22 protein-coding genes are annotated in these 21,339 nt (G+C 71.6%); 19 read left to right on the forward strand and 3 right to left on the reverse strand.

Annotated features, from left to right (window positions below):
• Positions 1-38: 38 nt before the first annotated feature.
• On the reverse strand, positions 39-698 hold the full coding sequence (locus ACIBQ1_RS01650; protein ID WP_397273992.1) for an acyltransferase: 660 nt from the start codon (positions 696-698) through the stop codon (positions 39-41).
• Positions 699-808: 110 nt separating this feature from the next.
• On the opposite strand from ACIBQ1_RS01650, the gene ACIBQ1_RS01655 reads away from it, so the two are divergent.
• The 14 genes from ACIBQ1_RS01655 to ACIBQ1_RS01720 all read left to right on the forward strand — a co-directional run bounded on the left by ACIBQ1_RS01655 (position 809) and on the right by ACIBQ1_RS01720 (position 14,316).
• Positions 809-2,473, forward strand: coding sequence for a CTP synthase (locus ACIBQ1_RS01655; RefSeq protein ID WP_397273993.1), 1,665 nt, complete (start codon positions 809-811; stop codon positions 2,471-2,473).
• Between the two features lie 58 nt (positions 2,474-2,531).
• Positions 2,532-3,131 carry an NUDIX domain-containing protein gene (locus tag ACIBQ1_RS01660; protein WP_397273994.1) on the forward strand — a complete coding sequence of 200 codons (600 nt, stop codon included), beginning with the start codon at positions 2,532-2,534 and terminating at the stop codon, positions 3,129-3,131.
• 15 nt (positions 3,132-3,146) lie between these two features.
• Positions 3,147-4,052, forward strand: coding sequence for a site-specific tyrosine recombinase XerD (locus ACIBQ1_RS01665; protein ID WP_397273995.1), 906 nt, complete (start codon positions 3,147-3,149; stop codon positions 4,050-4,052).
• Positions 4,053-4,170: 118 nt separating this feature from the next.
• Positions 4,171-5,112, forward strand: a complete 942-nt coding sequence (locus ACIBQ1_RS01670; RefSeq protein ID WP_397273996.1) for a ParA family protein — start codon at positions 4,171-4,173, stop codon at positions 5,110-5,112.
• Positions 5,109-5,924 carry a segregation and condensation protein A gene (locus tag ACIBQ1_RS01675; protein WP_397273997.1) on the forward strand — a complete coding sequence of 272 codons (816 nt, stop codon included), beginning with the start codon at positions 5,109-5,111 and terminating at the stop codon, positions 5,922-5,924. The genes ACIBQ1_RS01670 and ACIBQ1_RS01675 overlap by 4 nt, the downstream gene beginning before the upstream one ends.
• A 391-nt stretch (positions 5,925-6,315) precedes the next feature.
• The gene (gene scpB / locus ACIBQ1_RS01680; protein WP_397274545.1) at positions 6,316-6,909 is read left to right on the forward strand and encodes an SMC-Scp complex subunit ScpB; all 594 of its coding nucleotides are present in this window, start codon (positions 6,316-6,318) and stop codon (positions 6,907-6,909) included.
• A 306-nt stretch (positions 6,910-7,215) separates the two neighbouring features.
• The gene (locus ACIBQ1_RS01685; RefSeq protein ID WP_397273998.1) at positions 7,216-8,076 is read left to right on the forward strand and encodes a hypothetical protein; all 861 of its coding nucleotides are present in this window, start codon (positions 7,216-7,218) and stop codon (positions 8,074-8,076) included.
• Positions 8,073-8,879, forward strand: coding sequence for a pseudouridine synthase (locus ACIBQ1_RS01690; RefSeq protein ID WP_397273999.1), 807 nt, complete (start codon positions 8,073-8,075; stop codon positions 8,877-8,879). The genes ACIBQ1_RS01685 and ACIBQ1_RS01690 overlap by 4 nt, the downstream gene beginning before the upstream one ends.
• A gap of 69 nt (positions 8,880-8,948) precedes the next feature.
• Positions 8,949-9,308 (forward strand): chorismate mutase, encoded by a 360-nt coding sequence (gene aroH, locus ACIBQ1_RS01695; RefSeq protein ID WP_185073133.1) that lies wholly within the window; start codon positions 8,949-8,951, stop codon positions 9,306-9,308.
• Positions 9,309-9,371: 63 nt separating this feature from the next.
• Complete coding sequence (locus ACIBQ1_RS01700; RefSeq protein ID WP_397274000.1) at positions 9,372-10,460, forward strand: prephenate dehydrogenase; 1,089 nt, start codon at positions 9,372-9,374, stop codon at positions 10,458-10,460.
• 66 nt (positions 10,461-10,526) lie between these two features.
• A complete protein-coding gene (locus ACIBQ1_RS01705) occupies positions 10,527-11,147 on the forward strand; it encodes an RNA polymerase sigma factor (protein WP_397274001.1) in 621 nt (206 codons plus the stop codon).
• The gene (locus tag ACIBQ1_RS01710) at positions 11,140-12,210 is read left to right on the forward strand and encodes a CU044_5270 family protein (protein ID WP_397274002.1); all 1,071 of its coding nucleotides are present in this window, start codon (positions 11,140-11,142) and stop codon (positions 12,208-12,210) included. Before ACIBQ1_RS01705 ends, ACIBQ1_RS01710 begins: the two co-directional genes overlap by 8 nt.
• On the forward strand, positions 12,207-13,106 hold the full coding sequence (locus ACIBQ1_RS01715) for a hypothetical protein (protein ID WP_397274003.1): 900 nt from the start codon (positions 12,207-12,209) through the stop codon (positions 13,104-13,106). Before ACIBQ1_RS01710 ends, ACIBQ1_RS01715 begins: the two co-directional genes overlap by 4 nt.
• Positions 13,107-13,167: 61 nt before the next feature.
• Positions 13,168-14,316: an NAD(P)/FAD-dependent oxidoreductase gene (locus tag ACIBQ1_RS01720; protein ID WP_397274004.1), complete on the forward strand. Its 1,149-nt coding sequence runs from the start codon at positions 13,168-13,170 to the stop codon at positions 14,314-14,316.
• Between the two features lie 50 nt (positions 14,317-14,366).
• On the opposite strand, the gene ACIBQ1_RS01725 is transcribed toward ACIBQ1_RS01720, so the two are convergent.
• Both ACIBQ1_RS01725 and ACIBQ1_RS01730 read right to left on the reverse strand, forming a co-directional pair.
• On the reverse strand, positions 14,367-14,567 hold the full coding sequence (locus ACIBQ1_RS01725) for a DUF2795 domain-containing protein (RefSeq protein ID WP_397274005.1): 201 nt from the start codon (positions 14,565-14,567) through the stop codon (positions 14,367-14,369).
• 40 nt (positions 14,568-14,607) lie between these two features.
• Positions 14,608-15,444 (reverse strand): glycosyltransferase family 2 protein, encoded by an 837-nt coding sequence (locus tag ACIBQ1_RS01730; protein WP_397274006.1) that lies wholly within the window; start codon positions 15,442-15,444, stop codon positions 14,608-14,610.
• A 107-nt stretch (positions 15,445-15,551) separates the two neighbouring features.
• Here ACIBQ1_RS01730 and ACIBQ1_RS01735 point away from each other — a divergent pair, with 107 nt between their 5' ends.
• The 5 genes from ACIBQ1_RS01735 (at position 15,552) to aspS (ending at position 21,320) form a co-directional block, all read left to right on the forward strand.
• Positions 15,552-16,175, forward strand: coding sequence for a TetR/AcrR family transcriptional regulator (locus ACIBQ1_RS01735; RefSeq protein WP_397274007.1), 624 nt, complete (start codon positions 15,552-15,554; stop codon positions 16,173-16,175).
• Positions 16,172-17,527, forward strand: a complete 1,356-nt coding sequence (locus tag ACIBQ1_RS01740; protein ID WP_397274008.1) for a carotenoid oxygenase family protein — start codon at positions 16,172-16,174, stop codon at positions 17,525-17,527. The genes ACIBQ1_RS01735 and ACIBQ1_RS01740 overlap by 4 nt, the downstream gene beginning before the upstream one ends.
• A gap of 61 nt (positions 17,528-17,588) precedes the next feature.
• Positions 17,589-18,311 (forward strand): (d)CMP kinase, encoded by a 723-nt coding sequence (gene cmk / locus ACIBQ1_RS01745; protein WP_397274009.1) that lies wholly within the window; start codon positions 17,589-17,591, stop codon positions 18,309-18,311.
• Positions 18,312-18,341: 30 nt separating this feature from the next.
• A complete protein-coding gene (der, locus tag ACIBQ1_RS01750; RefSeq protein WP_397274010.1) occupies positions 18,342-19,733 on the forward strand; it encodes a ribosome biogenesis GTPase Der in 1,392 nt (463 codons plus the stop codon).
• Between the two features lie 324 nt (positions 19,734-20,057).
• Positions 20,058-21,320: an aspartate--tRNA(Asn) ligase gene (gene aspS / locus ACIBQ1_RS01755; protein ID WP_397274011.1), complete on the forward strand. Its 1,263-nt coding sequence runs from the start codon at positions 20,058-20,060 to the stop codon at positions 21,318-21,320.
• The last annotated feature ends 19 nt before the right edge of the window (positions 21,321-21,339 follow it).

The following is a 21,339-nucleotide window of genomic DNA, read 5'->3' on the forward strand; positions in this document are numbered from 1 at the left end:
CAGAAGCTTGTTCGGTCCATCCCCCTGGCCGGGGCGCGTCAGGAGGCCGTGCGGTGGTCCAGGGGGCGGGGAAGGGCGGGGTTGTGCCAGCCGAGTTCGGGCGTGTAACCGCGGACGAGCCTGGCCGGGACGCCGGCGACCACGCTGTGGTCGGGGAACTCGCCGCGGACCACCGCCCCGCCCGCCACCACGCACTGGCGGCCCAGCCTCGTGCCCGGGAGGATGATCGCGCCGGCCCCGATCCACGAGCCGGAGCCGATCGATACCGGGCTGTTACGCGGCCACTGCCGGCCGATCGGCACCTCGGGGTCGTCGTAGACGTGATTCTGGTCGGTGATGTACACGTACGGGCCGGTGAAGACGTGGTCGCCGATCTCGATCGACTGGTGGGCCACGATGTGCGAGCCGCGGCCGATCGAGCAGCTGCCGCCGATGCGCAGGATGGGATCCGGCCCGAGGTCCAGCCCCGGGCCCATGCCGCAGGACAGGGACACGCGCTCGCCGATCAGCGTGTGGTCGCCGATCTCGATCCACCCCTCGCCGAAGATCGCGCCCGGGGGGAATGCGATGCTGACCCCGTCGCCGATCCGGCGGAAACGATAGCCGGACGGAGCGGCCGGAGTGATCGCGCCGGCGCGGCGGATCGCCGCGTAGGCACGGTGAATCAGCGCGCCTACCGCCCGCCGTACCAATGACATAGGGACCAAAGTTACCGCTAGGTCAAGCCGTTCGGGCATGTCGGGGGCGTTGTTTGATATCCTGAGAGCCCGTGGACACTTCGACCACACCTCGAGCCACGGGAGCCCCTTTGCGCAGCGCATCGCAAACCAAGCATCTGTTCGTCACCGGCGGTGTCGCCTCCAGTCTCGGCAAGGGGCTCACGGCATCCAGCCTCGGTCGCCTGCTCAAGGCGCGCGGTCTCAGGGTCACCATGCAGAAGCTCGACCCTTACCTCAACGTCGACCCCGGCACCATGAACCCGTTCCAGCACGGCGAGGTGTTCGTCACCGACGACGGCGCCGAGACCGACCTCGACGTCGGCCACTACGAGCGGTTCCTCGACACCGACCTGCACGGCTCGGCCAACGTGACGACCGGCCAGGTCTACTCCAACGTCATCGCCAAGGAGCGGCGGGGCGAATACCTGGGCGACACCGTCCAGGTCATCCCGCACATCACGAACGAGATCAAGGACCGGATCAGGGGCATGGCCGGTCCTGAGGTGGACGTGGTCATCACCGAGGTGGGGGGCACGGTCGGCGACATCGAGTCGCTGCCGTTCCTGGAGGCCGTGCGCCAGATCAGGCACGAGGTCGGGCGCGACAACGTGTTCTTCCTGCACGTGTCGCTGCTGCCGTACATCGGTCCCTCGGGCGAGCTCAAGACCAAGCCGACCCAGCACAGCGTGGCGGCGCTGCGCAGTATCGGCATCCAGCCGGACGCGATCGTGCTGAGATCCGACCGGCCCGTGCAGACGGCGATCAAGCGCAAGATCAGCCTGATGTGCGACGTGGACGAGGACGCCGTCGTCTCCGCCGTGGACGCGGCCTCGATCTACGACATCCCCAAGGTGCTCCACTCCGAGGGGCTCGACGCGTACGTGGTGCGCCGGCTCGGCCTGCCCTTCCGCGACGTCGACTGGAAGGAGTGGGAGGAGCTCCTGCGCCGGGTGCACCGCCCGGCCAAGGAGGTCACGATCGCCCTGGTCGGCAAGTACATCGACCTGCCGGACGCGTACCTGTCGGTCACCGAGGCGCTGCGGGCCGGCGGGTTCGCCAACGACGCCCGCATCAACATCCGGTGGGTCAAGAGCGACGACTGCGAGACCCCCGAGGGCGCCGAGCGCGAGCTCGACGGCGTCGACGGCGTGCTGATCCCCGGCGGGTTCGGCGTGCGCGGCATCGAGGGCAAGATCGGCGCGATCCGCCACGCCCGCGAGGGCAAGGTCCCGCTGCTCGGCATCTGCCTGGGCATGCAGGGCATGGTCATCGAGGCCGCCCGCAACATGGCCGGCATCGAGGACGCCAACTCCGCCGAGTTCGACCCCGACACCAAGCACCCGGTCATCTCCACCATGGCCGACCAGGAGGACGTCGTCGCCGGCGAGCGTGACATGGGCGGCACCATGCGGCTCGGCAGCTACACCGCCAAGCTCGGCGAGGGCACCCTGGCCAGGCAGCTCTACAGCGGCAAGGCCAAGGCCGACGAGCGCCACCGCCACCGCTACGAGGTCAACAACGCCTACCGCGAGCAGCTGGAGAAGGTCGGCCTGGTCTTCTCCGGCCTGTCGCCCGACGGCCGGCTGGTCGAGTACACCGAGCTGCCCGCCGACGTCCACCCGTTCTTCATCGGCACGCAGGCGCACCCCGAGTTCCGCTCGCGCCCCACGCGGGCCAACCCCATGTTCAAGGGCCTCATCGGCGCCGCCCTGCAGTACGCCGACGCCCGGGTCGCCACCAAGGTGAGCCAGTGAGGACCACCGGAGCCGCGGCGGCCCGCGTGAGCGGCGAGGCCCGGAAGCGAGTGCGACCATGATCATGGACACGCCCGAGACGTGGGACGTCGTCGATTCCAAGGAACGCTTCCGCGGCCACATCGTCACGATGGTCACCGACACCGTGAAGATGCCGCGCGACGAGGTCGCCGAGCGCGACTACATCGTGCATCCGGGCGCGGTCGCCGTGCTCGCGCTCGACGACCAGGAGCGGGTCCTGATGATCAGGCAGTACCGCCACCCCACGCGCATGCTGATGTGGGAGCTGCCCGCCGGGATCCGCGACGTCGAAGGCGAATCGCTCGTCGCGGGCGCGGCCAGGGAGCTCGCCGAGGAGGCCGGCTACCGGGCCGACACCTGGCACACCCTCGTCGACCTGCGCTCCTCGCCGGGCATGACCGACGAGCGGATCCGGGTGTTCCTCGCCCGCGACCTGACCAAGATCGAGACCGACTTCGTCCACCGGCACGAGGAGATCGACATGCCGGTCGAGTGGGTGCCCCTGCCCGACGCGGTCGAGAACGCGCTCATGGGAATGATCCACAATTCCCCGGCCGTGGCCGGTATCCTCGCCGCGTACGCGGCTTCGGTTGAGGGGTTCGCCCTGTTGCGCCCCGCCGACGCCCCTGAGGCGTGACGGAAGGACCTTTTCGTGGAGGCGGTGCTCTCCAGCTACCTCGCCCATCTGGCGGTGGAGCGGGGCCTGGCTGCCAACACGCTCGCGTCCTACCGTCGTGACCTGCGGCGATACGTCGACCATCTGCAGGCGCGCGGCCGGCTGGGGCTCGACGAGGTGGGGGAGGCCGACGTGCTGGCCTTCCTCGCCGCGTTGCGCGAGGGCGACGGCGAGCATCCCGCGCTCGTCGCCAGCTCGGCCGCCCGCGCCGTCTCCGCCGTGCGCGGGCTGCACCGTTTCGCTCTGCGCGAAGGCGTCACGGCCCACGACCCCGCCCACGAGGTACGCCCGCCGCGCCAGCTCCGCAGGCTCCCCAAGGCCATCGCCGTGGACGAGGTCGAGCGGCTCATCGCCGCCTCCGGCCCCGACGGCGCGCCCCTGACCCTGCGCAACAGGGCCCTGCTCGAGGTCCTGTACGGCACCGGCGCCCGCATCTCCGAGGCCGTCGGGCTGGCCGTGGACGACCTGGAGGACGACCAGGTACGCCTGCGCGGCAAGGGCGGCCGCACCCGCGTCGTGCCCCTGGGCCGCTACGCCCGCTCCGCGCTCGACGCCTACCTCATCCGGGCCCGACCCGGCCTGCTCGCCCACGGGCGCGGCACCCCGGGCGTCTTCCTGAACGCCAGGGGAGGCCGTCTGACCAGGCAGGGAGCGTGGGAAGTGCTCCAGGCCGCCGCCGAACGCGCCGGGCTGGTCGGGATAAGTCCCCACGTTCTTCGCCATTCCTTCGCAACCCATCTGATAGACGGTGGCGCTGACGTTAGGGTGGTCCAGGAGCTGCTCGGCCACGCCTCCGTGACGACCACCCAGGTCTACACACTGGTGACGGTCGACAAGCTTCGCGAGGTCTATGCCGCCGCGCATCCGCGTGCCCGGCAGTGATCTATAGTCTTTTGCGACGTGCGGCAGCCCTCGGCGTGCCGCCTTGCCGCCTAAAGTGGCGAGCCCATAGTGTCCGTCCGGACGGTCCGGTTCGGGATCGTCAGGGAGGTTCGAGCTGGTGACTGTGACGACCAAGGGTTCGACCCCGGGGACCCCCGACAACCCCTGGGGCGACACGAAGACCAACGCGCCTCCCAACGGCGTCAATCTCGGGCCCACGCAGCGGCCCAGACCGGTGTTCCCCGAGCCGGTGCCGCCCGCGGTGCACGGCCCGGCGCGCGTGGTCGCGATGGTCAACCAGAAGGGCGGCGTCGGCAAGACGACGACCACCATCAACCTGGGGGCCGCCCTCGTCGAATACGGGCTCAAGGTGCTGCTGGTCGACTTCGACCCGCAGGGCGCGCTCTCCGTCGGCCTGGGCATCAACCCGCTCCAGCTCGACCTGACCGTCTACAACCTGCTCATGGAGCGCGGCATCACCGCCGAGGACGTGCTCCTGGAGACCGGCGTCGAGGGCCTCGACCTGCTGCCCAGCAACATCGACCTGTCGGCCGCCGAAGTGCAGCTCGTCTCCGAGGTCGCCCGCGAGCATGTGCTCGGCCGGGTGATCAAGCCGCTGCTGCCGCACTACGACGTGTGCCTCATCGACTGCCAGCCGTCGCTGGGCCTGCTCACGATCAACGCCCTGACCTGCGCCCACGGCGTCATGGTGCCGCTGGAGTGCGAGTTCTTCGCGCTGCGCGGCGTGGCGCTGCTCATGGACACGATCTCCAAGGTCCAGGAGCGGCTCAACGAGGACCTCGAGATCGAGGGCCTGCTGGCCACCATGTACGACGCCCGTACGCTGCACGGCCGTGAGGTGCTGGCCCGCGTGGTGGAGGCGTTCGGCGACAAGGTGTTCCACACGGTGATCAACCGTACGGTCCGCTTCCCCGACGCGACGGTCGCCGGTGAGCCCATCACCACCTTCGACCCGTCCTCGCTCGGTGCGAACGCTTACCGTGAGCTGGCCCGCGAGGTGCTCTCGCGCTGGTCGGCGCCTGCCACAATGGCCAGGTGACCGACTCCGAGCAGCCTCAAGGGTTCCAGGTCCACCTGGATGTCTTCGAGGGGCCCTTCGATCTGCTGCTCGGGCTCATCGCCAAACACAAGCTGGACATCACCGAGGTCTCGCTCTCCAAGGTCACCGACGAGTTCATCGCGTACATCCGCTCCCGGGGGCCCGAGTGGGACCTCGACCAGACCAGCCACTTCCTGCTGGTCGCGGCGACCCTGCTCGACCTGAAGGCGGCCCGGCTGCTGCCCTCGGGCGAGGTGGAGGACGAGGAGGACCTGGCGCTGCTGGAGGCCAGGGACCTGCTGTTCGCGCGGTTGCTGCAGTACAAGGCGTACAAGGAGGTGGCGAAGCTCTTCTCGGGGCGGATGGCGGAGGAGGCGCTGCGCTTTCCCCGTACGGTGCCGCTGGAGCCGCAGTTCGCCAACCTGCTGCCCGAGCTCATCCTGGGCATCGGGCCCGAGCAGCTCGCCAAGATCGCCGCCAAGGCCTTCACCCCCAAGCTGCCCCCCACCGTCAGCGTCGGGCACATCTACCAGCCCCTGGCGAGCGTCAAGGAGCAGGCGGCCATCCTGGTCATGCACCTGCGCCGGCTGCGGCGCGCCACCTTCCGCGCGCTGGTGGCCGACTGCTCGGGCACTTTCGAGGTCATCGCCCGCTTCCTGGCGGTGCTGGAGCTCTTCCGGGAGTCGGCGGTCACCTTCGAACAGGTCGAAGCGCTGGGGGACTTGCACGTAACCTGGACGGGCGCTGACGACGGGGACGTCGCGGTGGGGGACGATTACGAGGAATCCGCGGAGAAACCACGCAATGACTGACAACCCACTGCCCACCCCTCGCCGATCCCCGGACTCCGAGCCCCCGCTCCCCTCCTGGATGACCCTCCCCGGCTCCCTCGCCCAACCCCCGGCCCCACCTGTGGAGGACACCGAGACCGAGCCCACGCCCTCGGACGACGAACCGTCGGAGGCCGGGACGCGGTCGGCGGATGAGGCGCAGTCGGTGGATGAGGCGCGGTCGGCCGACGGGCCGCTTTCGCAGGAGGCACCACCCGACACCCCAGCGGCACCGGACGCTTCGGCCACCACCCCGGACACGCGCCTCCCGGGCGCCGAGTCGGCGAGTGGCGGCGCGGTGGAGCTCAGCGCGACTGGTGCGGCCGAAGAGGCGGACGTTGCGGAGGCCGGTGCGGCACTGGGCGAGGAGGACCTGGAGGAGGGGTCCGGAGACGCGGGGGAGGGGCAGGAGCGGGCTGGGACCGGGCCGACGTTGGCGGCGGCGCTGGAGGCCATTCTGCTCGTCGTCGATGAGCCCGTGGCCGAGGTCACCCTGGCCCAGGTGCTGGAGCGGCCCACCCACGAGGTGGCCGCCGCGCTGCGGGGCCTGGCGGCGGAATATACCGCTGCCGGCCGAGGTTTTGACTTGAGAGATGTCGCGGGCGGCTGGCGTTTTTACACGCGTGCCGACTGCGCACCCCTGGTCGAGCGGTTCGTACGCGACGGCCAGCAGACGCGGCTGACCCAGGCCGCGCTGGAGACACTTGCGGTCGTGGCTTACCGGCAACCGGTGAGCCGGGCCCGCGTCGCCGCAGTACGCGGCGTCAACAGCGACGGCGTCATGAGGACGCTCGTCGCGAGAGGGCTGGTCGAAGAGGCCGGCACCGACCCGGAGAGCCAGGCAGTGCTCTACCGGACAAGCTCATACTTCCTTGAACGTCTGGGACTGCGGGACCTCAGCGAGCTCCCCGAGCTCGCGCCCCTCCTCCCCGACGACGTGGAAAACCTCGAGGAGACAACAAAGTGATCAACAGGCGTAGCACCCCGTCCGGTGATGGACGCGGTCGTGGACGTACCGGCGGCTCGGGTCAGGGCCGAGCGGGACGTCCCGCCTTCCGCTCCGACTCCGGTTCAGGGTCCCGTTCCAGGGACGGGTTCCGTTCGAATGACAGCCGCGGCGGGTCCGGTGACTCCCTCCGCGCCGACCGGAGCGGCTCGCGCGCCCGGTACGGGTCCGGCGGCCGCGAGCAGCGATACTCCGGTGGCGAGCGCGAGGAGCGCCCGGCGCGCGACGACCGCGGCGGCAGCCGCTTCGGTGACGAGCGCAGGAGCCGTGACGAAGACCGCGACGGGCGCGGCGAGCGCCAGGAGCGGCCCCGCGGCGACAGGGGCGGATACCGTCCCGAGCGCCGCGACGACCAGCGTGGCGGCTACGGTGCCCGCGACGGGCGTGGCGCTTACGGTGCTCGCGACGAGCGCGGTGGCGCCGGTGCCGGGCGGCGAGACGAGCGCGGCGGCCACGGTGCCCGTGAGGGCCGCGGTGGCTACGGCGCAACTGACCGACGGGACGAGCGCGGCGGCTACGGCCCCGGGCGGCGTGATGAGCGCGGTGGCGCCGGCTTCGGACGACGTGATGAGCGCGGCGGCTACCCGGCCGGGCGGCGTGATGAGCGCGGCGAGCGCCAGGAGCGGCCCCGCGGCGACAGGGGCGGATACCGTCCCGAGCGCCGCGACGACCAGCGTGGCGGCTTCGGCGCCCGCGACGGGCGCGGTGGCTATGGTGCCCGCGATGGGCGTGGTGGCTTCGGTGCTCGCGACGAGCGTGGTGGCTACGGTGCTCGCGACGAGCGTGGTGGTGCCGGTGCCGGGCGGCGTGACGAGCGTGGTGGCGCCGGTGCCGGGCGGCGAGACGAGCGCGGCGGCTACGGTGCCCGTGAGGACCGTGGTGGCTACGGTGCCCGTGACGAGCGTGGCGGGTTCGGCGCCGGGCGGCGCGACGAGCGTGGTGGCGGGTTCCGGGCTGACCGGAGCGGGCGTAGGGAAGGGGCCGCGCCGGTCTCTTCGCGGGCCCGGTTCGGCAAGCGCGACGGTGACGCCCGCACCGCCGACCGTGCCGACCGTGCCACCCGCGCCCCTCGCGCGCCCCGCCGCGACGACGTGCAGACGATCGGCAGCCCCCAGCGTGACCGCGTGAAGGCCGCTCGCCAGCCCCTCCGCGACCGCGACTTCTACGCCGACGACTACACCGACGAGCGCGACACCACCGAGGTCCCCAACGGGGTGCGGCTGCAGAAGGTGCTCGCCCAGGCGGGCGTGGCCAGCCGCCGGGCCTGCGAGGAGATGATCGGCGACGGCAGGGTCACCGTGAACGGCCAGGTCGTGCGGCGGTTCGGGGCCAAGGTGGACCCGGCGACGCAGGTCATCCACGTGGACGGCAAGCGCGTCCCCACCGCCCCCGACCTCGTCTACTACGCCCTGAACAAGCCCATCGGCGTCGTCTCCACCATGAGCGACCCGCAGGGCCGCCCGTGCCTGGCCGACTACGTGGAGGAGCTCGCTCCGCGGCTGTTCCACGTGGGCAGGCTCGACACCGAGACCGAGGGCCTGCTGCTGCTCACCAACGACGGCGAGCTGGCCAACCGGCTGACGCACCCCAGCTACGGCGTGCAGAAGAAGTACTGGGCCAAGGTGCCGGGCCCGATCCCGCGCGACCTGGGCCGCAGGCTCAAGCAGGGCATCGAGCTGGAGGACGGCATCGTCAAGGCCGACAGCTTCGCCATCGTGCACGAGCACGGTCAGCAGGCGCTGGTCGAGATCGTTCTGCACGAGGGCCGCAAGCACGTCGTCAGGCGCATGCTGGAAGAGGCGGGCCACCGCGTGATCGACCTGGCCAGGATCGAGTTCGGCCCGGTGAAGCTGGGCCGTACCAAACCTGGGACGGTTAGGGCGCTGAGCTTGAAAGAGGTCGGTGAGTTGTACGCGGCCGTGAAGCTGTAATCTGGCCGGACGCAGGAGCCCGTGCGAACCTCCGCACGGGCTCTCCCGCTATGGAAGGGGACTGACCACATGGTGCGGGCGATCCGCGGGGCGATCCAGGTGGAAGCCAACGACCGCGACTCGATCATCGCAGGCACGACCGAGCTGGTCACCGCGATCATGGAGCGTAACGAGCTGACCACGGACGACGTGATCAGCGTGCTGTTCACGGCCACGCCCGACCTGACGGCCGAGTTCCCGGCGCTCGCGGCGCGGAAGCTGGGCTTCCACGAGGTGCCGCTGATCTGCTGCACCGAGATCGACGTGCCGGGCGCGCTGCCCCGCGTGGTACGCCTCATGGCCCACGTCGACCTCGACCGCCCGCGGTCCGCGATCCAGCATGTCTACCTGCGTGGCGCGGTGAAGTTGCGGCAGGATATCGCCCAGTAACGCCAGGCGAGTACGCCAGGGCATACTCACGACCACAATCGCCCGATAAATCAGGACATCGAGATGGAACTTCGTACCGCGCTCGTCGTCGGCACCGGCCTCATCGGCACTTCGGCGGCCCTGGCGCTGCGCAAGCGCGGCGTACGCGTGCTGCTCGCCGACCGCGACCAGGCCGCCGTACGGCTGGCCCGGGAGCTGGGCGCGGGCGAAGACTGGCAGCCGGACGAGCGGCCCACCGGCGTGGTGGACCTGGCGATCATCGCCGTCCCCCCGGCCCACGTGGCGACCGAGCTGCTGGAGCTGCAGCGGATCAACGCCGCCCGGTTCTACACCGACGTCGCCAGCGTGAAGGCCGAGCCGCTGCACCGGGCCACGCAGCTCGGCTGCGACCTGACCTCGTACGTCGCCTCCCACCCCCTCGCGGGCCGCGAGAAGTCCGGACCGGGGGCGGCCAGGGCCGACCTGTTCCTGGGCCGGCCGTGGGCGCTGTGCCCCACCGAGCAGGCCGATCCCGAGGCGAAGGCGACCGTGCTGCGGATGATCGAGCTGTGCGGGGCCAACGCGGTCGAGGTGAGCGCGACCGAGCACGACCGCGCGGTCGCCGTCGTCTCCCACGCCCCCCACGTCGCCGCCTCCGCCGTGGCGGCCCGCCTGGCCGACGCCACCGACGTCGCGCTCGGCCTGGCCGGTCAGGGCGTACGCGACGTCACCAGGATCGCGGGCAGCGACCCGAGCCTGTGGCTCGGCATCCTGTCCGGCAACGCCTCCCCGGTCGCCGAGGTGCTCGAAGCCGTCGCCACCGACCTGGCCGAGGCCGCCAGCGCCCTGCGCGCCCTGGCCGAGGGCGACGGCACCGCCACCTACGAGATCACCCAGCTGCTCAAGCGCGGCGTCGTCGGCCACGACCGCATCCCCGGCAAGCACGGCGGCCCGGCCTCCTCCTACGCCGTCGTCCAGGTCGTCATCGGCGACCGTCCCGGCCAGCTCGCCCGCCTCTTCCAGGTGTGCGACGAGGTCGGGGTCAACGTCGAGGACGTGCGCCTGGAGCACGCGCCCGGGCTGCCCCTGGGCATCGCCGAGCTGTCCGTCCAGCCCGACGCCGCCTCCGCGCTCGCCGACGCCCTGCGCGAGCGCGGCTGGAAAGTTCCCTGAGATCTTGAGAGCCCCCGGCGCGACGCGGGCGTGAAAGCAGAACGCCCTATCGGTTGAGTAAAGGGTGTGACTGCCAACATGACGGCTCGCGCCGGGCCATCGGTCCCGGCGCAGGCGCTGAACGACGCGGCTCTGGTGGAGCTGTCGTGTCGAGAACCCGAGCGGTTCGGTGAGATCTACGACCGATACGTGGCGGAGATCCACGCGTACCTCGGCAGGCGCCTGGACCGGCAGGCCGCCGACGACCTGACCGCCGAGGTGTTCCTCGCGGCCTTCAGGAAGCGCGAGACGTTCGATTCCCGGCGCGGCGAGGTCCGCCCCTGGCTGTACGGGTTCGCCACCAACCTGATCGCCCTGCATCGCCGTACCGAGACCCGGCGGCTGGCCGCGCTGCAACGCAGCGCCGGCGTGCACCGCGCCCCGGAGGACGGCCACGAGGAGCGCGTGGTGACCCGCGTGGACGCCGTGAGCGCACAGGGGCGGCTCGCGACGGAGCTGCGTGCCCTGTCCGACGGCGACAGGGATGTGCTGCTCCTGAGCGCGCTGGGCGAGCTGAGCCATGAAGAGGTGGCCCAGGCCCTCGACATCCCGTACGGCACCGTCGGATCCCGCCTGTCCCGCGTGCGCAGGAAGCTTCGTGCCGCCCTGGGCAGCGTCAATCCCTTGAACGGAGGCACCGATGGATGACTACCGGGCAGTGCGGGAGCTGCTGCCGGCACCGCCGCTGACGTCCGGCGTGGAACAGGCCGGGCGCGAGCGGCTGGCCGCCGCGATCACCCAGGAGCGGGTGCGGAAGGGCCGCAGGAGCGCCAGGTGGACCGGGCTGGGGCTGGGGCTCGCGGGCGCCGCGGCGGCAGCGGTCCTGCTCCTCCCCACCGCCGTGCCCACCACTGGCCCCACCACGCCGCCGGCGGGGCACGGCGTGCTCACCGCGCCCGACGGCAAACGGTTCCTGCTGGCCGCCGCGGCCTCGGTGGCCTCCGTGCCGGACACCGGCGCCTGGTGGGGCAGCACACTGGTCCACGGCAGGGAGTTCCGCGAGCCCGGCCAACGCTACGTGCTGCGCCAGAGGGAGTCGGAGGAGACCTGGATCCCCGCGGACCCGGAGGGCCTCACCTGGTCCCGCAGGACCTACCTGGGCGCCGGACCGGCCACCCCCGAGGACGAGGCGGCCTGGCGTGCCGCCGGGGCGCCGGAGACGTGGACCTACGGGAAGAAGGCTCCCGGCTTGCCCACCGAGGACGCGCCGAGCGGCATCGTACGGGCGGCGCCGGGCAAGCCGGAGACCTTCTCCACCGAGGACTGGGACTTCCGCATCGTGCTCGCGGGCAAGCCGCTCACCAAGATGAACGAGGTGCCCGACACCCCCGAGGGACTGCGCGCGCTCCTCGGCGCCGCCGACGACCAGGCGACCGTCGACAACACCGCCCGCCTGCTCTTCTTCGCGCCGGTGACCAGCCGGACCAGGGCCGCCGCCTACCGGCTGCTGGCCTCGCTGCCCGGGGTGAGCGCCGCCGGCGCGGTGACCGACGCGCTGGGCCGCCCGGGGCAAGCGGTCGAATACCGGTCCGCCGAATACCCCACGACCCCGTACGCGGGGGAGACCCGCACCCGGCTGGTGATCGACCCGGACAGCGGGATGCCGCTGTCCATCGAGACCCGGTCGGTGAAGGACGGACTGCTCCTGGAGTACACCGCGGTCCAGGACAGCCGTTGGACGAACGACAACCCGTTGGAGGGAACCAAGTGAGATACCCCGTAGCCGCAGCGGCCTTCCTCATCACCGCCGGCATCGTCGCCGTGCCCGCGCAGGCGGCCCCCGCCGAGGGCGCCTACTGGCGGGTCGAGGTGGTGCGGACCGCGGACCACCCGCGCCCCGTGGGCAGCGGATACACGCTGACCGTACGGTCGGTCGGCGTCGACTGGCTCACGCCCGGGGGCAAGGCGTGGTCCGCCTACCGCGAGCTGGGGGCCCGGCCCAAGACCGCGAAGGACGAGGCGGCCTGGCGGGCGGACGGGTCGCCGACGTCGTGGACGTACCGGACGGAAGGCATGAAGATCTCGCTGTCCACCGAACCCGGCAAGGGACGCGTGGGCCCGGTGAAGGGGCACCCCGACGGGAAATTCCGGATGGGGGAGAAGTGGGTGACGTACGCCCAGCTCCAGGCACTGCCCGCCGAGCCGGAGGCCCTCAGGGCGCACGTCGTCGCGGAGGTGCGCGCCTGGATCGACGAGGCCGCGGAGGAGGCCAGGACCACCGACCCGAGGGCCAAGAAGGAGGACTGGCTGGTCAACCTGGACCGGTACGTGGGCGAGTACCTGACCCGGTTGCTGTACGAGAACCCGGTGCCGTTCAAGGTCAGGTCAGCCGCGTACCAGGCGCTGAAGACCACCAAGGGCGTCAGTGACCTCGGCAGGGCGAAGGACCCCCTGAACCGGTCCGGTCAGAAGGTCGCCCTGCCGGCCCTGGAGCAGAAGAACACGGTGCTCAAGGAGCAGTTCATCGTGGACACCCGGACGATGACGCTGCTGGCCCACTACGTGGACCTCCAGGACGGCGGCAAGCAGCTGGCCGGCAAGAGCGGGGTCGAGACGTACAAGGTCGGCTGGACCGACGCCAAGCCCGCCGTGCCGGCCGCCGGATAGCCCGATGTCACGTCCGAGCCTCCTCGATCCGTCTTCAGGTCGAATCGAGGAGGTAAGGACAATGACCGACATCCTGGTACTCGGAGCCGGCTACACCGGAGTCGCCGCGGCCATCAGGACCGCCGTCAGGACCCGCCGCGCGGGCGGCCGGGTGCGGCTGGTGAACGCCTCGCCGAGGTTCACCGAGCGGCTCAGGCTGCACCAGACGGCGGCCGGGGAACGGCTGGCCGACTTCCCGCTGGAGGACGTGGTCGCGGGCACCGGCATCGAGTTCGTCCAGGGCCGCGTGGCCGGGCTGGACGTCGAGCGCCGGGAGGCGCGCCTGGAGGACGGGCGCGTGCTCGGCTACGACAAGCTGGTCTACGCGCTCGGCACCGTCACCGACGCCTCGGTGCCCGGCGTCGCCGACCACGCCTTCGTCTACGACGACTACACCGGCACCGTACGGCTCTCAGAACGCCTCGCCGCCCTCACCTCGGGCTCGGTGGTCGTGGCCGGTGGCGGGCTGACCGGCGTCGAGTCGGCCACGGAGATCGCCGAGGCGCACCCTCACCTGCGCGTGGTCCTGCTGACCAGGGGGCGGCCCGGCTCCATGATGGGCGAGCGGGCGCGCGCCCACCTGGACGCCGCGCTGGAACGGCTGGGCGTCGAGGTGCGGACCGGCGCGGACATCACCAAAGTCCTCCCGGACGCCGTCGAACTGGCCGGGGGCGAGCTCGTCCACTCCGACGCGACGCTCTGGACCACCGGCACCAGGGGTCTGCCGGCGGCCGCCGAGTCCGGGCTGACCGTCGACGCCCGCGGCCGCATCGTGGTGGACTCCGCGCTGCGCTCGGTGTCCCACCCCGACGTGTACGCCGTCGGCGACGCCGCCGCGGTCAGCCAGCGGTTCGGCGTGTTGCACGGCACCTGCCAGGGCGGCATCCCCACCGGCCTGCACGCGGCCGACTCGCTCGCCGCCACCCTGCGCGGCAGGACCCCGAAGGCGTTCCGGTTCGGGTACGTGCATCAGCCCATCTCCTTGGGGCGCGAGGACGCGGTCATCCAGTTCACCCGGCCGGACGACAGCCCGCGCCGGTGGTACCTGAAGGGCCGGGCGGCGATCGCTTACAAGGAGACGGTGAGCGGCAGCCCGATACCCACCTTCAGGCTGCTGAAGCGAGGGCTGGTGCCCGTGTGGGTGTTCGCGCTGAGCGCGGGGCTCGGGTGAACAGCACGGCGGGCGGGGCCTTCGGGCCCCGCCCGCCGCACTTCCCGCGATCAGCGCATGGTCGAGAGCGCGTCGGTCACGTCACTCGGATCGTCGAAGATGTCGTGGTCGGGCAGGGTCTCCAGGGCCTTGATGATGTCCTTGCTCGCCTTGTGCTGGCGGGCAGCCCTGAGCAGATCTTGCTTATTGGCCGGAAACTCGACGTCGCTCAGGTTCTTGAGCAGGTCGATCGGGTTTGGTATCGTTGTCATGACCCTCTGCTTCCCGTCAGTCACGGCATGTAACATCCGGTCATCTCTCCAGCCGCCGCCGCGCCCGTTCGACCGCCGCCGGCAGCTCCCGTCGCTCGGCCAGTGCCCGGGGCAGGCTCGGCACGGCCGTACGCAGCCCCTCCCAGCCCGCAGGGCCGGCCAGGAGCGCGTCGAGCGACCTGCGCGCCACCACCCGCCACGGGCGGCGCAGCACCGCGGTCAGCACCGCGTCACGGGTGGCCAGCACCTTCCTGCCGCGCGCGCCCCCCGGCGGAGGCGGGTGGCGGTGGGCCACGACGTCGTCCACGTACGCCAGGCCCCACCCCTTCGCGGCCAGGTCCACGGCCAGCCGCTCCTCCTCGCCGGAGGACAGGAGCACCCCGTCGAACCCGCCCGCCTCCAGGAACGCCTCCTTGTGCACCACCGCCCCCAGCGCCAGGAAGCCCAGCACGCTCGGCCCCGGCAGGTCCGGCTCCACGCCGAGCGGTGAGGCGCGCATCCGCTCCGACACCGCGTCCAGCCGCTCCTCCGGCCCCACCAGCACGCGCGCCGCCAGGACGGCCAGCCGCGGATACGCGTCCAGCACGTCCGCGGCCCGCTCCAGCGCCCCCGGCGCCCACCAGGAGTCGTCGTCGGCGAAGGCCACGTAGGGGGTCACGGCCAGGCGGACGCCGATGTCGCGGGCCGGCGCTCCCGGATCCTTGCCCGTCTCCACCAGGCGAACGTCCGGGAAATGACGCCGCACGAACCCCGCCGTCACGTCGGCCGGGCCGCTGTCGACGAGGATCACCGGGCGCGGGTGGAGGGGGAGCGTACGGGCCAGCGCCCGCGGCCTGTTCCGGCCGGCCACCACCACGGTGACGCGCGGATCGTTCACAGGGGGCCACTTACCGTGCCGCGCTCACTTACTCCTCCGGTTGACGCGCTCCCCGGAACGGGGTAGGAAGGGCGGTAACAGTGTTACCCATAGAAAACGGCGTTACCGTGACTACTGCGTACCAGCAGGCCCAGCAGGAGGGGCAGAGCGTCGTCCGGGCCGCGATCCTCGACGTCGCCACGCACCTGCTCGTCGCCGAAGGGCCGGCGGCGCTGACCGTGCGGCGGATCTCCGGCGAGGTCGGCTGCTCGACCAAGGTGATCTACACGCTGTTCGGCGGCAAGGACGGGCTCAGCCGGGCGTTGTGGCTGGAGGGGTTCGCGCGGTTCGAGCGGTGGCTGCTGGAGGTCACGGGCCCGGCGGACCCCCTGGCCGCGCTGCGCGCGGGGCTGGCGGCCTACCGCGCCTACGCGCTGGCCGAGCCCGACTACTACCGGGTCATGTTCCAGGGGGCGATGCCGGGGTTCAAGCCGGACCAGGAGTCGGTGCTGGCCGCCAGGCGGACGTTCGACCTGCTGCTGCGGGGCGTGGAGAAGTGCCTGGAGGCAGGGGCGCTGCGCGGGGGCGCGGCCCGGGAGATCGCCGATGTGCTGTGGATGGCCATGCACGGCGCCGTAAGTCTGGAAATTTCGGGCTATTTCGACCCGGACGAGGCGGCGCAGCGCTACCGGCTGCTCTGCGACTCGGTCCTCACGCCATTCCTGACCCACGAGGAGAGGAACCTGACATGACGCCCTTCACCGGCGGGTTCGCGCCAGTGGCCGATGAGATCACCGCCTTCGACCTGGAGGTCACCGGTCGCGTCCCGGCCGAGCTGAACGGCCGCTACCTGCGCAACGGCCCCAACCCGCTCAGCCTCGACGACCCCTCGGCCGGCCACCTGTTCCTCGGCGAGGGCATGGTCCACGGCGTGCGGCTGCGCGACGGCCGCGCCGAGTGGTACCGCAACCGCTGGGTACGCAGCGCCCGCGTCGCCGAACGGCTCGGCGAGCCGGCCAGGCCAGGCCCCGTGCACGGGGGCATGGACTTCGCCGCCAACACGCACGTCATCGGGCTGGCCGGGCGCACGTTCGCGACCGTCGAGGCGGGGGCGCTGCCGTACGAGCTGAGCTACGAGCTCGACACCGTCGGCGCGTGCGACTTCGGCGGCGGCCTGCCCGGCGGGTTCGCCGCGCACACCCACCTCGACCCGGCCAGCGGCGAGCTGCACGCGCTGGCCTACTTCTTCGGCTGGGACCACCACCAGCACATCGTGATCAACCCCGAGGGCGCGGTGACGGGGATCAGGGACATCCCGATCGCCGACGCCCCGATGCTGCACGACTTCGCGCTCACCGAGCGGTACGTGGTGATCTACGACCTGCCGGTCACGTTCAGCATGGCCCACGCGGAGAAGGGCGTCCAACTGCCGTACGCGTGGAACGACGCCCACGGCGCCCGGATCGGGCTCATGTCGCGCGAGAGCGGCGACGTGCGGTGGGTGGAGGTGGACCCGTGCTGGGTGTTCCACACGCTCAACGCCTACGACGACGGCGACGAGGTGGTCGTGGACGTGGTCCGCTACCCGAAGCGGTTCGTGGACGCCCGGCTCGACCTGGGCGGCCTGCCGACGCTCGACCGGTGGACGATCGACCTCGTCTCCGGCAAGGTCCGGCAGAGCCGGCTGGACGACCGGCCGCAGGAGTTCCCGCGCATGGACGAGCGCCGCACCGGCCGGCCGTACCGCTACGGCTACACCTCGGCCGCCCGCGACCTGCACGACGTGCTGTACGCGCCCGACAGCGAGCTGGAGGACCTGCCCGACCAGGCGTTCGACAACACGCTCATCAAGCACGACCTGGTGCGGGGGACGCAGGAGTGGCGGCGGTTCGGGCGGGGCGCCTACGTCGGCGAGCCGGTGTTCGTCGCCTCCGGCGAGGCCGAGGACGACGGCTACGTGCTCGCCTTCGTCAACAACGAGGCCAGGGGAGCGGCCGACCTGGTGATCCTGTCCGCGCAGGACTTCACCGGCGAGCCGGTCGCCACCGTCCATCTGCCCGCCCGCGTCCCGCTCGGCTTCCACGGGAGCTGGATCGCCGACTGAGCCGGACACGGTAGCCTCTTCGGGTTGGGATACTTGAGCAGCTCGTGCAGAGGGAGAGGCCGTGGCCGGTCTGGTCGTCGCCATGGACGGCCCTTCGGGGTCGGGTAAGTCGAGCGTGTCGCGCGGGGTCGCCCGCGCGCTGGGCCTGCGTTACCTCGACACCGGGGCGATGTACCGGGCGATGACCTGGTGGATGCTCGCTCAGGCCGTCGACCTGGCCGACCCCGCCGCGATGGCGGCCCGCTGCGCCGAGCCGCGCATCGAGTCCGGCACCGACCCCGACGGTCCCACCATCCACGTCGACGGCGTCGACGTGGGGGAGCCGATCAGGGAGACCGAGGTCACCGGCGCCGTCTCCGTCGTGGCCGCCGTCCCCGAGGTCCGGGCGCGCCTGGTCGAGCTCCAGCGGGAGCTGATCGGCGCCGGTGACATCGTGGTCGAGGGCCGCGACATCGGCACGGTCGTCTGGCCGGAAGCGGCCGTCAAGGTCTACCTGACGGCCAGCCCGGAGGCCCGCGCCCGGCGGCGCAACGCCGAGGTGGCGGGCTCGACGGTGGAGGCGCAGCAGGAGGCCATGGCCAGGCGTGACACCCTGGACTCGACACGTAAGACGGACCCACTCTCGATGGCGGATGGCGCCGTCGAGCTCGACACCACGCCGCTGACCTTGGAAGAGGTCATCGGTGAGGTGTTGGGACTGGTCGCTGAGCGGAGGAGCTCGGAAGGAGAGAGCGGAGCCAACGAGTTCCGAAGCGGCCGCGACCATGTACGCGAGCGCACCTGAGGGTGCGGTACTCACAAAGGATGAAATTTCGTGCCAACGGGGGATTGGGTCGAGGCTGACCTCGACGACCTTGAGATCACCGAGCACGGCGACACTGCGCCGCTGCCGGTCGTCGCCATCGTGGGGCGGCCTAATGTCGGCAAGTCCACGCTGGTCAACCGCATCATCGGCCGCCGCGAGGCGGTCGTGGAAGACGTGCCGGGCGTCACGCGCGACCGGGTCACGTACGACGCCAACTGGCGTGGCCGCCGTTTCACGGTGGTCGACACCGGCGGCTGGGACCCCGACGCCACCGGGATGAACCTGCGCATCGCCGAGCAGGCCCAGGTCGCCGTCGAGCTGGCCGACGTGATCGTGTTCGTCGTCGACGCCACCGTGGGCGCGACCGACGCCGACGAGATCGTGGGCTCGGTGCTGCGACAGTCCGGCAAACCGGTCATCCTGGCCGCCAACAAGGTCGACAACCAGCAACTTGAGCTGGAGGCCGCCGCGCTGTGGTCGCTCGGCCTCGGCGAGCCGTACCCTGTCTCGGCCCTGCACGGGCGCTCCAGCGGCGACCTGCTCGACGTGATGCTCGACGCGCTGCCCGAGACGCCCGCCGTCAAGTTCGAGGCCGAGCGCGGCCCGGCCCGCGTCGCCCTGCTGGGCAAGCCCAACGTCGGCAAGTCCTCGCTGCTCAACAAGCTCGCCGGCGAGGAGCGGGTGCTGGTCGACCCCATGGCCGGCACCACCCGCGACCCGGTCGACGAGCTGATCGAGCTGGGCGGGCGCACCTGGCGGTTCGTCGACACGGCCGGCATCCGGCGGCGCGACCGGGAGCTGCAGGGGGCCGACTTCTACGCGGCCATGCGCACCCGTGCCGCGCTGGAGCGCACCGAGGTGGCCGTCGTGCTCATCGACGCCAGCGAGGTCCTCACCGAGCAGGACCTGCGCATCATCGGCCTGGTCATCGAGTCGGGCCGGGCCATGGTGGTGGCCTTCAACAAGTGGGACCTGGTCGACGAGGACCGCCGCTACTACCTGGAGAAAGAGATCGACCGGCAGCTCGTGCGCACCCCGTGGGCGCTGCGGGTCAACATCTCCGCCCTGACGGGCCGGCACATCGACCGGCTGGTGCCCGCCCTGGAGAAGGCGCTCGACTCCTGGTCCACCCGGGTGCCCACCGCCCGGCTCAACGCGTTCCTGACGGAGCTGGTGCAGCAGACGCCGCCGCCGGTGCGGGGCGGGAAGCAGCCCAAGATCCTCTTCGCCACCCAGGCCTCCATCGAGCCGCCGAAGTTCGTGCTGTTCACGTCGGGATGGCTGGAGGACACCTACCGGCGCTTCATCGAGCGGCGCATCCGGGAGGAGTTCGGGTTCGCCGGCTCGCCGATCGAGGTCACGATGAAGATCCGCGAGAAGCGCGGCAAGAAGGACAAGTAGCGTGCGCGGCGCCCGGGGAACAGCCTTGCCGTTGCCCGGGCCCAGTCGTGAGATCTGCCGTAAGATCTACGGCAACGCGTCGACGGAGACGAGTAGCCAGAGGTCCGCAGGGGTCCAGAGAGCCGCCGGTAGCTGCGAAGGCGGTCCCGTGCTCCGCTGGTGAAGACACTCCCGAGTGCGGGGAGGAAATGCCCCGCCGGTCTGACCCCCGTCATCGGGTCGTCGAGGCCGCCTTCGCTGAGGCGGCGAAAGTGCGGTGGCACCGGGAGTTCCCTTCTCCCCCGCACTCCCAAGGGGTCATGCAATTCCTCATGAGGAGCTGTAATGATCTCTCGTGTCATGTCGGCGGAGCTCGCTGAGCACGCCGGCCAACGAGTGACGATCGCCGGCTGGGTCCATCGCCGCCGGCAGCTGAAATCCGTGTCCTTCCTCGTCGTCAGGGACCGTACCGGCCTTGCCCAGGTGGTGGCCGCGAGCGACCTGCCCGGGGAGGAGAGCGTCGTCGAGGTCACCGGCACCGTGACGGCCAGCTCGCAGGCGCCGGGAGGCGTCGAGCTGGTCGAGCCGGAGATCGAGGTGCTGACGGAGCCGTGCGCGGCGCCGCCGTTCGACCTGTACCGGCCGGTGGTGTCGGCCGGGCTGCCGACGATCCTCGACCACGCGCCGGTCGCGCTGCGGCATCCGCTGCTCAGCGCGCCGCTGGAGATCTCGGCCGCGAGCGTGGCGGGGTTTCGCGAGACGCTCGACGGGCTCGGGTTCACCGAGATCCACACCCCGAAGATCGTCGCCTCGGCCACCGAGTCGGGCGCGAACGTCTTCGGCATCGACTACTTCGGCCGGCCCGCCTACCTGGCCCAGTCGCCGCAGTTCTACAAGCAGGCGATGGTCGGGGTGTTCGAGCGGGTCTACGAGGTCGGTCCGGTCTTCCGCGCCGAGCCGCACGACACCGTACGCCATCTGGCCCAGTACACCAGCCTCGACGCCGAACTGGGCTTCGTCCGGGACCACCGGGACGTGATGGCGGTGCTGCGGGAGGTGGTGGCGGGCATGCTGGAGTCCGTACGGCGCCGCGCCCCCTCCGCCGTCGAACGCGCGGGCGCGGTCCTGCCCGAGGTGCCCGCCGAGATCCCGGCCGTTCATTTCGCCGAGGCGCAGGAGCTGACCGGCTCGGCGGAGCCGGACCTGTCGCCCGCGCAGGAGCGGTGGCTGTGCGAGTGGGCGGCGCGGGAGCACGGGTCGGAGTTCCTGTTCGTCACCGGATACCCGATGTCCAAGCGGCCCTTCTACACCCACCCGGACCCCGCCCGGCCCGGCCACTCCAACGGGTTCGACCTGCTGTTCAGGGGGTTGGAGCTGGTCACGGGCGGTCAGCGGCTGCACCGGTACCCGGACTACGTGGCCGCGCTGGCCGCCCGGGGTGAGGGCCCGGAGGCGTACGAGGGGTACCTGCAGGCGTTCCGGCACGGGATGCCGCCGCACGGCGGGTTCGCGCTGGGGCTGGAACGGTGGACGGCGCGGCTGACGGGGGCCGCCAACATCCGCCAGACCACCGCCTTCCCCCGCGACCTGCACCGCCTGTCCCCGTAACCACCGGGCACGGCCCGCC

Source organism: Nonomuraea sp. NPDC050153 (assembly GCF_044460125.1).
Classification (GTDB): domain Bacteria; phylum Actinomycetota; class Actinomycetes; order Streptosporangiales; family Streptosporangiaceae; genus Nonomuraea.